At 71.9% G+C, this 13396-nt stretch carries 12 protein-coding genes; 5 read left to right on the forward strand and 7 right to left on the reverse strand.

The window, feature by feature from the left end; all coding sequences use genetic code 11:
- From glpR to galU, 6 genes are all read right to left on the reverse strand, one after another.
- Nucleotides 1-807 (reverse strand): gephyrin-like molybdotransferase receptor GlpR (gene glpR / locus ACJA3G_RS14960; protein ID WP_406553461.1); only part of this gene is annotated, 807 nt, incomplete at its 3' end.
- 142 nt (nucleotides 808-949) lie between these two features.
- Nucleotides 950-1576, reverse strand: coding sequence for a GNAT family N-acetyltransferase (locus ACJA3G_RS14965; protein ID WP_406553470.1), 627 nt, complete (start codon nucleotides 1574-1576; stop codon nucleotides 950-952).
- Nucleotides 1573-2079 carry a molybdenum cofactor biosynthesis protein B gene (locus tag ACJA3G_RS14970; RefSeq protein ID WP_406553471.1) on the reverse strand — a complete coding sequence of 169 codons (507 nt, stop codon included), beginning with the start codon at nucleotides 2077-2079 and terminating at the stop codon, nucleotides 1573-1575. The genes ACJA3G_RS14965 and ACJA3G_RS14970 overlap by 4 nt, the downstream gene beginning before the upstream one ends.
- Before the next feature lie 116 nt (nucleotides 2080-2195).
- Complete coding sequence (gene moaC, locus ACJA3G_RS14975; protein WP_406553462.1) at nucleotides 2196-2696, reverse strand: cyclic pyranopterin monophosphate synthase MoaC; 501 nt, start codon at nucleotides 2694-2696, stop codon at nucleotides 2196-2198.
- Between the two features lie 59 nt (nucleotides 2697-2755).
- Nucleotides 2756-4057 carry a gephyrin-like molybdotransferase Glp gene (glp, locus tag ACJA3G_RS14980; protein ID WP_406553463.1) on the reverse strand — a complete coding sequence of 434 codons (1302 nt, stop codon included), beginning with the start codon at nucleotides 4055-4057 and terminating at the stop codon, nucleotides 2756-2758.
- Entirely contained in the window at nucleotides 4054-4965 is a 912-nt protein-coding gene (galU, locus tag ACJA3G_RS14985; protein ID WP_406553464.1) for a UTP--glucose-1-phosphate uridylyltransferase GalU, read from the reverse strand. The genes glp and galU overlap by 4 nt, the downstream gene beginning before the upstream one ends.
- Nucleotides 4966-5058: 93 nt before the next feature.
- On the opposite strand from galU, the gene ACJA3G_RS14990 reads away from it, so the two are divergent.
- The gene (locus ACJA3G_RS14990) at nucleotides 5059-5652 is read left to right on the forward strand and encodes a 5-formyltetrahydrofolate cyclo-ligase (protein ID WP_406553465.1); all 594 of its coding nucleotides are present in this window, start codon (nucleotides 5059-5061) and stop codon (nucleotides 5650-5652) included.
- A gap of 30 nt (nucleotides 5653-5682) precedes the next feature.
- Here the strand turns inward: ACJA3G_RS14990 and ACJA3G_RS14995 are convergent, their stop codons facing one another.
- The gene (locus ACJA3G_RS14995; RefSeq protein ID WP_406553466.1) at nucleotides 5683-8427 is read right to left on the reverse strand and encodes a penicillin acylase family protein; all 2745 of its coding nucleotides are present in this window, start codon (nucleotides 8425-8427) and stop codon (nucleotides 5683-5685) included.
- A gap of 259 nt (nucleotides 8428-8686) precedes the next feature.
- On the opposite strand from ACJA3G_RS14995, the gene ACJA3G_RS15000 reads away from it, so the two are divergent.
- From ACJA3G_RS15000 to ACJA3G_RS15015, 4 genes are all read left to right on the forward strand, one after another.
- Entirely contained in the window at nucleotides 8687-10231 is a 1545-nt protein-coding gene (locus tag ACJA3G_RS15000; RefSeq protein ID WP_406553472.1) for a potassium/proton antiporter, read from the forward strand.
- A 442-nt stretch (nucleotides 10232-10673) separates the two neighbouring features.
- Complete coding sequence (locus ACJA3G_RS15005) at nucleotides 10674-11951, forward strand: MFS transporter (RefSeq protein WP_406553467.1); 1278 nt, start codon at nucleotides 10674-10676, stop codon at nucleotides 11949-11951.
- Between the two features lie 68 nt (nucleotides 11952-12019).
- The gene (locus tag ACJA3G_RS15010) at nucleotides 12020-12337 is read left to right on the forward strand and encodes an FmdB family zinc ribbon protein (RefSeq protein ID WP_406553468.1); all 318 of its coding nucleotides are present in this window, start codon (nucleotides 12020-12022) and stop codon (nucleotides 12335-12337) included.
- A 111-nt stretch (nucleotides 12338-12448) separates the two neighbouring features.
- Entirely contained in the window at nucleotides 12449-13378 is a 930-nt protein-coding gene (locus tag ACJA3G_RS15015) for an S-methyl-5'-thioadenosine phosphorylase (RefSeq protein WP_406553469.1), read from the forward strand.
- The last annotated feature ends 18 nt before the right edge of the window (nucleotides 13379-13396 follow it).

The following is a 13396-nucleotide window of genomic DNA, read 5'->3' on the forward strand; positions in this document are numbered from 1 at the left end:
GGCGGCGGGTGTGGCGCTCTGACGGCGCGGCTGGCGCTCGCGCAGCCGCTGCGCGGCGGCCTCGGCACGGCGCCGGTCCATGACGAACGCGAACCTCCGCCGCTCCTGGGCGCGCAGATGCATGATGTACGCGCTGAGCAGCACGGCCGGGACCGCGGGCGCCCACAGGAAGCCGAGGCCGCCCACCGCCGCCACGACCGTGCCCAGGGTGAAGCCCAGGAAGAGAAGCACGGTCGTACGCCGTCGGCGCGCCAGGACCGCGCTGCGCCGGGCGCGCCGGGCCCGCTCGGCGGCGTCCGCGGAACGGCCCACGCCCCGGCGCACGTCGCTCTGGCGCGCGCCCCCGGGCCGCTCCTCACCACCGCGCCCGCTCCCGCGGCGCTCCTCGGAACGAGGGGTCTCGTGGTGCGGTTCGGCCGGGTGCGGGACCTCGGGGCGCTCCTCCTCGGGACGCGGCTCCTCACGTCCGCGCCGCTGCGCCCCGGTGCCCGTGGGGTGCTGTCGCGGCACGGCGAGGTCCCGGACGTCGACGCCCTGGGCGGGGTCCCCGAGGCCTCCCGCCCCGAGGAACTCCGTGGGCGCGTCCGGGTCGGTGTCGGGTGCGGGGTCGCCGGAACCTCGCTGCCTGAGCTCCCTGGCGTACCGGCGCTCCATGGCCGACCGTCCGGACAGCAGCCGGATGGCGGTGCTGAAGCGTTCCGTCGGACGGGCCTCGTTGAGCTCGTCCTGCCTGCGGAGCCACATCGGCACCAAGTAGGCGGCCCAGGCCCCGACGATGACTGCGTAGATGAGGCCGCTGCTGCTCACACCCCACACGGTAGAGGGACGGGCGCGAGGGGATACGCCAATTGAGCCGGTGTGTCGCACGATCTGGCTGATAAGACCGGCTTTTTTTGTGATTCTTCAGATCGCTTCATGGTCATACGGCGACCGAATTCGAACGTCTATTTCATTTCTCGTGGTGCGCCCGCCTCGACTGCTTCCACCTGTGCAGCATCCCCTCGGGCACCTCTTCGGCCGTCAGCGCGTACACCAGGTGGTCCCGCCATCCGCCGTCGATGTGGAGATAGCGCGGGCGCAGGCCCTCCTCGCGGAATCCGAGTTTCTCCACCACGCGCCGGCTCGGCCCGTTCTCCGGGCGAATGCAGACCTCCATGCGGTGCAGTCCGACCGAACGGAAGCAGTGGTCGGTGGCGAGCGCGACGGCGGTGGGCATGACGCCGCGGCCCGCGACCTCGCGGTCCACCCAGTAGCCGACGTGCCCCGAGCACATCGAGCCCCAGGTGATCCCGGCGACCGTCAGCTGACCGACCAGCCGGCCCTGGTACTCGATCACGAACGGCAGCATCCGGCCCGCGTTCGCCTCGGCGCGCAGATGCCGGACCATCTGCCGGTAGGTGGGCCGGCGGGCGGGCGGGGCGCCGGGCGCGGGCGGCGGGACGGTCGCCTCCCAGGGCCGCAGCCATTCGCGGTTGCGCCGGTTGACCTCGCGCCAGACGCGCTGGTCGCGCAGCCTTATGGGACGGAGGAGGACATCACCGTCCGTCAGCACGACCGGCCATGAGGGGACGTTCAGCTCGGGCTCCCCACGGGTCTGGGGTGGTCGCCGCCGCGCAATTGGTCGACGGCGTGCGTCAGCAGCCGCTCCAGGACGGCCAGTCCGTCGCGGACGCCGCCGGTGGAGCCCGGCAGGTTGACGATCAGCGTGTGGCCGCCCGCCACCCCGGCGAGCCCCCGCGAGAGCGCGGCGGTGGGGACCTTCGCCAGCCCCTCGGCGCGGATCGCCTCCGGGATGCCGGGGACCTCGTAGTCCAGGACGCGGCGGGTGGCGTCGGGGGTGCGGTCCGTGGGCGAGATGCCGGTGCCGCCGGTGGTGACGATCACGTCGTATCCGGCGGCCGTGCCCGCGCGCAGCGCCTGCTCCACCGGGTCGCCGTCGGGCACGACCAGCGGCCCGTCCACGGCGAAGCCGAGCCCCGCCAGGCCCTCGGCGAGGATCGGGCCGCCCCTGTCCGCGTACACACCGGCGGAGGCGCGGTTGGAGGCGGTGACGACGAGCGCCGCGTACGGGGCGAGCAGCGCGGCCCCGAGGTCCGCGCCGCCGCCGGGGAAGGGGGGCGCGTTCTCCACCCCGGGGCGGCTCGGGGCGCCGCCCGCCGGCCCGGGGGACGTCCGGCCGGTGTCGTCCGGCGCGCTCACGCCGTGGCCCCGTCCGGCCCGGGGCGGGACCAGTCGCCCGACTTGCCGCCGGTCTTCGTCTCCACCCGCACGTCGGTGATGACGGCCGCCTTGTCCACGGCCTTCACCATGTCGACGACGGTCAGCGCGGCCACCGACACGGCGGTCAGCGCCTCCATCTCCACGCCCGTGCGGTCGGTCGTCCGCACGGTGGCCACGATCTCCACCGCGTCGTCCGCGACCGTCAGGTCCAGCTTCACCCCGGACACCGCCAGCGGGTGGCAGAGCGGGATCAGGTCGGGGGTGCGCTTGGCGCCCATGATCCCGGCGATCCGGGCGGTCGCCAGGGCGTCGCCCTTGGGCACGCCCTCGCCGCGCAGCAGCTCGATCACGCGCGGCGAGACGCGTACGCGACCGCTCGCGCGCGCGGTGCGGGCCGTCACGTCCTTCTCGGAGACATCGACCATCCGGGCGGCGCCCGCCTCGTCGATGTGCGTCAGCCTGCCTTGCGTACTCATGGTGTGGCGCTCCCGGTCCGGCCTGTGTGGGCAGACACGCTACCGCCACCGGGGCCCGGTCAGCCGAGCAGGACCACCTCCACTTCGGAGCCGGGCTCCACGGAGGTGACGTCCTCGGGGATGACGATCAGGCAGTCCGCCTGGGCGAGGGCCGCGATCAGATGCGATCCGGAGCCGCCGACCGGGGTGACGCTCTCCCCGTCCGCGTCGTAGCTCCCGCGCAGGAACTGGCGGCGGGCCGCCGGGGAGGTGAGCGCCTTGTCGCTCCGGAGCGCGGCACGCGCGCGTGGCCGGTGCACGTCCGGCAGGCCCATCAGGGTGCGGATCGCGGGGCGGACGAACAGCTCGAACGAGACGTACGACGACACCGGGTTGCCCGGCAGGGCGAGCAGCGGGGTGTGGTCGGGGCCGATCGAGCCGAAGCCCTGGGGCTTGCCGGGCTGCATGGCGAGCTTGCGGAAGTCGATGCCGCTGCCCGGCTCGTCCTCGTCGCCGACCGAGGAGAGCGCCTCCTTGACGACGTCGTACGCCCCCACGCTCACGCCGCCCGTGGTCACCAGCAGATCGGCGCGGATCAGCTGGTCCTCGATGGTCGCGCGCAGGATCTCGGCGTCGTCGGTGACCGCGCCCACCCGGTACGCGATGGCTCCCGCGTCGCGCGCGGCGGCGGCCAGGGCGAAGCTGTTGGAGTCGTAGATCTGGCCCTTGGACAACTTCTCGCCGGGCTGGACCAGTTCGCTGCCGGTCGACAGGACGACCACGCGCGGGCGCGGGCGGACCTTCACCGAGCCCCGGCCGATCGCCGCGAGCAGGCCGATCTGGGGCGGGCCGAGCACGGTCCCGGCGGCCAGCGCGAGGTCACCGGCCCGCACGTCGCTGCCGGCCGCGCGGACGTGGGCGCGGGCCCCGGCGGGCCGGTGGACCCGGACCTCGCCGCTCGCGCCCTCGGGGGCGCCGCTGGCGGCGCGCATGCCGGTGGCGGCGCCCTCGCCCGTGCCGCCGTCGGTCCACTCGACCGGGACCACGGCCTCGGCGCCGGGCGGCAGCGGGGCACCGGTCATGATCCGGGCGGCCTCGCCGGGGCCGACGGACGGGAGCTCGCCGCTGCCCGCGGCCACGTCGCCGACCACGGTCAGCACCGCGGGGAACTCCTCGCTGGCGCCCGCCACGTCCGCGACGCGCACCGCGTACCCGTCCATCGAGCTGTTGTCGAAGGGCGGCAGCGCGAGCGGCACCGTGACGTCCTCGACCAGGACGCAGCCCTGGGCGTCGGGCAGTTGCAGCTCGATGGGTTCGAGCGGCGCCACGGCGGCGAGGACGTCCTCCAGGTGCTCGTCGACCGACCAGATCGTGTCGCTCAAGGTGTCTGCATCTCCTCGGTCACGTAACTGCGAAGCCAGGCCTTGAAGTCGGGGCCCAGGTCTTCACGTTCGCACGCGAGTCTGACAATGGCGCGCAGATAGTCGCCGCGGTCGCCGGTGTCATAGCGGCGGCCCTTGAAGACCACGCCGTGCACGGGGCCGCCGACCTTCTCGTCCGCGGCCAGTTGCTGGAGCGCGTCGGTGAGCTGGATTTCGCCGCCGCGGCCCGGTTCGGTCTGGCGCAGTATCGCGAAGACCGCGGGGTCCAGGACGTAGCGGCCGATGATGGCGAGGTTGCTGGGCGCGTCCGCCGGGTCGGGCTTCTCCACCAGGCCGGTGATCCGTACGACGTCGCCCTGGCCGGTGGGCTCCACGGCCGCGCAGCCGTAGAGGTGGATCTGGGACGGCTCGACCTCCATCAGGGCGATCACACTGCCGCCCTCGCGTTCCTGGATCTCCACCATCCGGGAGAGCAGCGGGTCGCGCGCGTCGATGAGGTCGTCGCCGAGGAGCACCGCGAAGGGCTGGTCGCCCACGTGCGGCGCGGCGCACAGCACCGCGTGGCCCAGGCCCCTGGGGTCGCCCTGGCGCACGTAGTGCATCGCGGCGAGGTCGCTGGACTCCCGGACCTTGGCGAGCCGGGCCTCGTCCCCCTTGCGGGAGAGGGCCTCCTCCAGCTCGTAGTTGCGGTCGAAGTGGTCCTCCAGGGGACGTTTGTTGCGCCCCGTGATCATCAGCACGTCCGAGAGGCCGGCGGCGACCGCCTCCTCGACCACGTACTGGATCGCGGGCTTGTCGACGACCGGCAGCATCTCCTTGGGGGTGGCCTTGGTGGCCGGCAGGAAGCGGGTGCCGAGGCCTGCCGCCGGAATGACAGCCTTGGTGATCCGTGGGGGCGACTGAGTCATGCGCAGCACACTAACCGCTGCGTATGTGCGGAAGATTATCCTCCGGTTAATACGGCCTCATAAACAGGCATTTGAGGGGATTGTGAAAACACTGTGAGTGATGATGCAGCCGAAAAGGCCCTCTTGCGCGCGGAACTCCTGGGTGCCCGACGCCTTCTGACGCCACAGGACGTGCACCGGGCGGGCGAGGAGCTGGCCCGCCGGGCGCTGGGGCTTCCCGAGCTGGCGGCGGCCGGAACGGTCGCCGCGTACGTCTCGGTGGGGCGCGAGCCGGGGACGCGCGCGCTGCTCGACGCGCTGCGCACCCGTGGTGTGCGCGTCCTGCTGCCCGTACTGCAATCGGACAATGACCTCGACTGGGCCGAGTACGAGGGCCCGGACCGGCTCGAACCGGCCGGGCGGGGGCTCCTGGAGCCGTCGGGGACCCGGCTCGGGCCCGCCGCCGTGCTGGCCGCGGACACCGTGCTGCTGCCCGGCCTCGCCGTGGACGCGCGCGGGATGCGCCTGGGCCGGGGCGGCGGCTCGTACGACAGGGTGCTCGCCCGGATCGCGGCGGCGGGGCACGACCCCGCGCGCGTGGTGCTGCTCTACGCGAACGAGGTGGTCGCGCGGGTCCCGGAGGAACCGCACGACCACCCCGTGCAGGTGGTGGTCACCCCGGAGGGCGTGACCCGCTTCCCGGTCTGAGCCCGGAAGCCCGAGTTCTGTACCGAAGGCTCACGGCTTCAGCGTCAGCGTGTCGACCGTCGAGGCTCCGACCGCCCTGGCGCTGAAGGACCAGTCCAGCTGTTCGCCCCTGGCCCACTTCCCGGTCTGGTCCGAGTAGTGCGCGCTGTAGGCGTGGCCGGAGGCGCCGGTGAGGTTGATCCACTTCGACTTGTCGAAGTCCTTCAGGTTCACCACCATCCGCATCGACGGCACCCAGGTGACCGAGTAGTCGCCGCCGCCCGCGTTCCAGCCCGTCGCGTTGACCGCCGCCTCGCCGCCGCCGAGGTTCCACGGACCGCGGTTGAGGAGGAACCGCACGATGCCGGGGCCGTCGGTGCCGAGGGTCTGGTTCTTCAGCATCAGCTGGTGCAACTGCCCCCAGCTCCAGCTGCTGACGTCCTTGCCGAGCTTGGCCGTCAGCTCCCAGCGGGCGTCCTTCATCGCGCGCGCCAGCAGCTGGTCCCGGGTCTTGGTGGCCGGATCCAGACGGCTCTTGGGCGTCTGCCACCACTCGTTCTTCTCGTCGTTGAAGATCCGCCGGACCACCTCGAACCAGCGGTCGCCGCCGTCGGGCTGCGCCGAGTCCGCGTCGCGCTGGCCGCACTCGCGCACCAGGCCGTTGAGGTCGTCCACGGGGCCGGAGCTGTCCGGCGGGCGCACGTTCAGGCACTCGCCCTCGACCCGCAGCTCCTTGGGGAGCTTGTTGCCGAAGGCCAGCTTGAGGACGTTGCGCCACACCGCGTTGAAGTAGGCCGCGGCCCCGGAGTCCGACTCCTGGGTGTAGTCCCAGCCCTCCAGCAGCTTCTGCGCCTCCCGTACGGACGGATCGGGGACGTCGATCTTCAGCAGAGCGGGCGTCAGCAGCGCGGCGATCTCGCTGCTGTTGTCCATCTGCATCTTCTGCATGTCCTCGGTGGAGACCTTGCCGCCGTCCTTGGTCTTCGACTCGATGAGGTCGTTGATCCGCTGGCTGCGGGTGCCGTAGCCCCAGTCCTTGGTCAGCAGGTACGGGTACTTCTTCTCGTCGACCACGGCCTGGTTGGCGGTGACGATGTAGCCCCGCTTGGGGTTGAACTCGTACGGCAGCTGGTCGAAGGGGATGGGCGGCTTCCAGTTGTACTTGGAGTCCCAGCCCGGAGCGGGCACGGAGCCGTCGTAGCCCTTGGCGCGGACCGGGATCCTCCCGGGCGCCTGGTAGCCGATGTTGCCCTTGGTGTCGGCGTAGATCATGTTCTGCGAGGGGACCTCGAAGTCCTTCGCCGCCGCCCGGAAGGACTTGAAGTCCTTGGCCCGGTCGAGCTCGAAGACGGCGTCCATGGACTTGCCGGGCTCCAGCGCGGTCCACTTCAGGGCCACCGCGTACCCCTCGCCCCGGTCCGGGGCGGAGGTGGCCACGGGGGCCTTCTTTCCGACCTTCTCCAGCTCGTCGTCACGGTCGGAGACCAACGGGCCGTTGTTGGTCTCGCGCACGGTGATGGTCTTGCTCCTGCCGCCCGCGACCTTGATGACCTCCTCGCGCGTGGCGAGGGCCTTCTGCTGGTTGTCGTACAGGTAGGTGCCGCCCGGGGCGATCTTCTCCAGGTACAGGTCGGTCACGTCGGCGCCGAGGTTGGTGAACCCCCAGGAGACGTCCTGGTTGTGGCCGATGACCACACCGGGCATACCGGAGAACGTGTAGCCCGCCACGTCGAAGCCGCAGCTCGCCGAGACCGTCCGGCAGTGCAGGCCCATCTGGTACCAGAGCGAGGGCATCATCGGCGCCAGGTGCGGGTCGTTGGCGAGCAGCGGCATACCGGTCGTCGTGTACTTGCCGGAGACGACCCAGGAGTTGGAGCCGATCCCGCTGCCGTTGGGGCCGAGGAACGCCGGGATCTTGTCGAGGCTCTCGGAGAGGCGCGCGAGCTGCGTCTGCGCCCCCTGCGTCGCACCCTGGACCGACGCTCCGGCCCCGGTGCCGCTGCCCGCCTCGCGGTTCGGGTCGTACTTGCCGGTGGCCTTGCTGACCGAGCCCCCGTCGACGATCGGCCGGTGGGTGGCGGTCGGATACGGCGGGTACAGGTCCTTGATCTGCTTGGGCGTGAGCCGGCTGGTCATCAGGGACCGGTCGATCTCGTCCTGCATGTTGCCGCGCAGGTCCCAGGCCATCGCCTTGAGCCAGGCCACCGAGTCGACCGGCGTCCACTTCTCGACCTTGTAGTCGTGGACGAAGTCCAGCGCCGCGTACTCGACGGAGATGTCCTTGGGGCCTTTGCCCTCCAGGTAGGCGTTGACACCGGCGGCGTACGCCTGGAGGTACTTCTTCGTCTGGGGTGACAGCTTGGTGTCGTACTCCCGCTGCGCCACCCGGCGCCAGCCGAGAGTGCGCAGGAAGGCGTCGGTCTCGACCTGGTCCTTGCCGAACATCTCCGACAGCCGGCCGGAGGTGACGTGGCGGCGGACGTCCATCTCCCAGAAGCGGTCCTGGGCCTGGACGAAGCCCTGGGCCATGAAGAGGTCGGTGTCGTTGTCCGCGTAGACCTGCGGCACCCCGTAGTCGTCGCGCTTGACCTCGACCGGGCCGCCGGTCAGACCCTTGAGCTGGATCGACCCCGTGGTCTGCGGGAAGGAGGCGCGCACGGTGCTGACGCCCCAGTACGCGCCGTAACCGACACCCGCGACGAGCGCCAGCACCAGGACGATCAGGAACAGCCGGGCACGGCGTCCCTTCTTCCTGACCTTCGTCTTGGCGGAAGGGGCGGTTGTGTTGGAGGGCATCGCTGTCCTTCGAGGGGCAGGGTGGTCCTAGGTGCTGGAGCAACCATAGGCGCAGCGACTGACAGCCCCGGACGCGGTGTCTTGTATGAGCGTCAGGGCGTCCGGCAGACAGGTCCTTGCGTAAAGGAATCGTCAAAGATTAGGTAAGGTAACGAAGTACCGATGCCTGGAGGAACGTTTCGGCATCGGTGCGTGAGGGCGCCTGACGGCGCGTGAGGGGAAGGATCGGCCACTGACTGTCCACCATCTCAACGAGCTCCTGCTCATCTGCTCGCTCGTTCTGCTCATCGCCGTCGCGGCCGTGCGCGTCTCCTCCCGCAGCGGGCTCCCCAGCCTGCTCCTGTACCTCGGGATCGGGATCGCCATAGGGCAGGACGGGATCTTCGACGTCCAGTTCGACAACGCCGAGATGACCCAGGTCATCGGCTACGCGGCCCTGGTGGTGATCCTGGCCGAGGGCGGTCTGGGCACCAAGTGGAAAGAGATCCGCCCGGCGCTGCCGGCCGCGGTCATGCTCTCGATCGTCGGTGTCGCGGTGAGCGTGGGGGTGACCGCGGCCGGGGCGCACTACCTGGTCGGGCTCGAATGGCGGCAGTCACTGATCATCGGCGCGGTGGTGTCCTCCACGGACGCCGCGGCCGTCTTCTCCGTTCTGCGCAAGGTCCCGCTGCCGTCCCGGATCACCGGTGTCCTGGAGGCCGAGTCGGGCTTCAACGACGCCCCGGTCGTCATCCTGGTCGTCGCCTTCTCCACCCCGGGCCCCGTGGAGTCCTGGTACGCCCTCGTCGGCAAGATCGCCCTTGAGCTGGCGATCGGCGCCGCGATCGGCCTGGCGGTCGGCCTGCTCGGCTCCTGGGGCCTGCGGCACGTGGCGCTGCCCGCGTCCGGTCTCTACCCGATCGCCGTGATGGCGATCGCCGTCACCGCGTACGCGGCGGGCGCCATGGCCCACGGCTCCGGCTTCCTCGCGGTCTATCTGGCCGCGATGGTCCTCGGCAACGCCAAGCTGCCGCACTGGCCCGCCACCCGCGGCTTCGCCGACGGGCTCGGCTGGATCGCCCAGATCGGCATGTTCGTGCTGCTCGGCCTGCTCGTCACCCCGCACGAGCTGCCCGACGACTTCTGGCCCGCCGTGCTCATCGGCCTGGCCCTGACGATGGTGGCGCGCCCGCTGGCGGTGCTGATCAGTGTGGCGCCGTTCCGGATGCCGTGGCAGGAGAAGGCCCTGATGTCCTGGGCGGGGCTGCGCGGCGCCGTGCCCATCATCCTGGCCACGATCCCCATGGTCTCCGGGATCGACGGCAGCGAGCGGGTCTTCAACATCGTCTTCGTCCTGGTCGTCGTCTACACCCTCGTCCAGGGGCCGACGCTGCCCTGGCTCGCCAGGAAACTGCGCATCTCGGACGTGAAGACCGCCGCCGACCTCGGCATCGAGTCGGCGCCCCTGGAGCGGCTGCGCGGCCATCTGCTGTCGGTGGCGATCCCGTCCGGGTCGCGGATGCACGGCGTCGAGGTCCACGAGCTGCGCATGCCTCCCGGCGCCGCGGTCACCCTGGTCGTACGGGACGGCAAGAGCTTCGTACCGGGGCCGACGACCGTGCTGCGGCGCGGCGACGAGCTCCTGGTGGTGGCGACGGACCCGGTGCGCGACGCGGCCGAGGCACGGCTGCGGGCGGTCGGCCAGGGCGGCAAGCTGGCCGGATGGCTGGGGACGGGACGGCCGGGGGCGAGCCCGGCTCAGGGGGCCAAGGGCACCAAAGAAACCAAGGGGACCAAGGGAACCACCGGGAAAAGGTCCGGCTGATCGGGCCGGTGGCTCGGCCGGGCGGGTCGGCTCGGCGGACGGTCCGGCGGGTCGGCCCGGCGGGTCGGCTCGGTGGACGGTCCGGCGGGTCGGCCCGGCGGATCGGCTCGGTGGACGGTCCGGCGGATCGGCCCAATGATCGGCCCGGTCGATCGGCTCGGCGGACCGGCCCGGTGGATCGCTCCGCTTAATCAACGGTGTGATCTCGGTCATTCGCGCGCTTTCACAGGCGCGGAGCCGAATCCCCCTGTACCATGAAGGCACACCACTGATCGACCAACTCTGCCTGACGCAGAGCTGGCGCGACCGTATGGCGGTCGGAGGCTCCCCTCGGGTGAGCCCCGGCATCTACCGCAGTTCCGCGCAAGAGGACAGCTCTCGGCGGCGCCCGTACCCACCCGGTACGAGGGGCGCGCTACCAGGCGGCAGAAAGGCAAGGGCCGTGGCATCCACGGTCGCTTCCGAGCGTCGCCCGGGCTACGGGCAGCTCCTGCGCACTCCCGGCGCACTGACGTTCCTGCTGCCCGGCTTCGCCGCCCGGCAGCCCTTCGCGATGCTCACCATCAGCATCGTGCTGCTCGTCCAGCACACCACCGGCTCGTACGGCAGCGCCGGTGCCGTGGCCGCCGTCACCGGCGTCTCCATGGCCCTGTTCGCCCCCCAGAGCGGCAAGCTCGCCGACCGCCTCGGCCAGCGTGCGGTGCTGCTCCCCGGCGTCCTGGTGCACGCCGCCTCGGGCTCCGTACTGATCACGCTGGCCCTGGCCGGCGCCCCCCTGTGGGCGCTGTTCCTGGCCGCCGTCCCCACCGGCGCCTCGGTGCCGCAGGTCGGACCGATGGTCCGGGCCCGCTGGGCCGCCAAGCTCGACGGCTCGCCCCTGATGTCGACCGCCGCAGCCTTCGAGTCGGTGACCGACGAGTTCACCTTCGTCATCGGCCCGGTGCTCGCGACCGCGCTGTGCACCGGCGTCCACCCGGCGGCCGGACTGATCACCGAAGCCGCGCTGACCCTGGTCGGCGGCCTGCTCTTCGCCTCCCAGCACCGCACCCAGCCGCAGCCCAGCCGCTCCGGCGACGGTGACGCGCGCGTGGAGCACGTCTCCGCGCTCTCCATCCCCGGTGTACGCGTCCTCGCCGTGTCGTTCCTCGGCATCGGCGCCGTCTTCGGCGGGATGCAGGTCTCGCTGACCGCGTTCTCCGAGGAGATCGGCAACCCCGGCGCCAACGGCCTGCTGTACGGGGTCTTCGCCGCGGGCAACATGCTGGCGGGCATCGCGTGCGGCGCCATCGCCTGGAAGTCCGCTCCCCGGACGCGGCTGATCGCCGGCTACACCGGCCTGACCCTGGCCGCCTCGGGCCTGTGGGCCATGCACTCCGCGGTGCTGCTCGGCGGCCTCGGCCTGATCGTCGGCCTCTTCATCGCCCCGGCCCTGATCACCGGCTACACCCTGGTCGAGTCGCTGGTCCCGTCCTCCGCCCGGACCGAGGCCTTCACCTGGCTGACCGGCGCGGTGGCGCTGGGCCAGGCCGGCGCGGTCACCGTGGCCGGCCGGCTGGCCGACGCCCACGGCTCCAGCGCGGGCTTCCTGGTGCCCATGGCGGGCACCGCGCTCGCCCTGGTCACGCTGCTCTCCCTGCGCTCGCGGCTCGCTCCGCGCTCCGCCGGACGCACCGTCGCGCGTAGTGGCGTGGGTCACCGCGTCCCCGTCACGGTGGACTGATCCAGCGGAATACGTCACTATGGACCGTCGTTAGCACTCATCGAGTGAGAGTGCCAGGAGGAAGACACGTGCCGACCTACCAGTACCAGTGCACCGAGTGCGGCGAAGGCCTCGAGGCGGTGCAGAAGTTCACCGATGACGCCCTGACCGTCTGCCCCAACTGCGACGGACGCCTCAAGAAGGTGTTCTCGGCCGTCGGCATCGTCTTCAAGGGCTCCGGCTTCTACCGCAACGACAGCCGCGGCTCCTCGTCGAGCAGCACGCCCGCGTCCTCGGCCGCCAAGCCGTCGACGCCGTCGGGCTCGGACTCGAAGCCGGCCGCGTCGTCGTCGAGCTCCTCGGCCTCCTCGACGTCCAGCTCCACCAGCTCGTCGTCGGCCGCCTGACCGGCCGCACGAGCCCCGGACACAGCCGGACCCCGCCGTCCCCGACGGCGGGGTCTTCGGCATGCCCGAACCACGTTCTGGCCCCGGATCACCCCGGCTAGGGTGCTGCGCATGGCTAACGCAGAGAGCACGCGAAGCGCGGACCACGCCGAGCACGCCGAGCACGCCGACGTGGCGGGGAGTGCGGGGAGCGGCGGCGGGGCCGGAGGCGGCGGGCGCGCGGAGATCGGTGTCATCGGCGGTTCCGGCTTCTACTCGTTCCTGGACGACGTGACCGAGCTCCAGGTCGACACTCCGTACGGAAGCCCCAGCGACTCCCTGTTCTTGGGCGAGATCGCGGGCCGCCGGGTCGCCTTCCTGCCCCGGCACGGCCGCGGCCACCACCTTCCGCCGCACCGCATCAACTACCGCGCCAACCTGTGGGCCCTGCGCTCGGTGGGCGTGCGCCAGGTGCTCGGGCCCTGCGCGGTCGGCGGGCTGCGGCCCGAGTACGGGCCGGGGACGCTGCTCGTCCCGGACCAGCTGATCGACCGTACGAAGTCGCGCGTCCAGACGTACTACGACGGCCTGCCGCTGCCCGACGGCTCGGTCCCGAACGTCGTGCACGTGGCGCTGGCCGACCCGTACTGCCCGGAAGGCCGCAAGGCCGCCATCGCGGCGGCGCGCGGGCGCGACTGGGAGCCGGTGGACGGGGGCACGCTGGTCGTCATAGAGGGCCCGCGCTTCTCCACGCGCGCGGAGTCGCGGTGGCATGCGGCGATGGGCTGGTCGGTCGTGGGCATGACCGGCCACCCCGAGGCGGTGCTCGCCCGCGAACTGGGGCTCTGCTACACGACGATGACCCTGGTCACCGACCTGGACGCGGGCGCCGAGACCGGCGAGGGCGTCTCGCACGAGGAGGTGCTGCGGGTGTTCGCGGCCAATGTGGACCGCCTCCGCTCGGTGCTCTTCGACGCGGTGGCCGCCCTGCCGTCGGGAGAGCGCGACTGTCTGTGCACTCGGGCGCTGGACGGGCTGGACACGGGGATCCAGCTGCCGTAGGGGGTTGCGGGGGGTGCC

The sequence above is a fragment of the Streptomyces sp. YS-3 genome, assembly GCF_045257485.1.
In the GTDB taxonomy this organism is placed as follows: domain Bacteria; phylum Actinomycetota; class Actinomycetes; order Streptomycetales; family Streptomycetaceae; genus Streptomyces.

Excerpts from the sequence above, each read along its gene's own strand:
- moaC (WP_406553462.1), bottom strand. The coding sequence starts at position 2,696 with ATGAGTACGCAAGGCAGGCTGACGCACATCGACGAGGCGGGCGCCGCC.
- galU (WP_406553464.1), bottom strand. The coding sequence starts at position 4,965 with ATGACTCAGTCGCCCCCACGGATCACCAAGGCTGTCATTCCGGCGGCA.
- ACJA3G_RS14995 (WP_406553466.1), bottom strand. The coding sequence starts at position 8,427 with ATGCCCTCCAACACAACCGCCCCTTCCGCCAAGACGAAGGTCAGGAAG.
- ACJA3G_RS15015 (WP_406553469.1), top strand. The coding sequence starts at position 12,449 with ATGGCTAACGCAGAGAGCACGCGAAGCGCGGACCACGCCGAGCACGCC.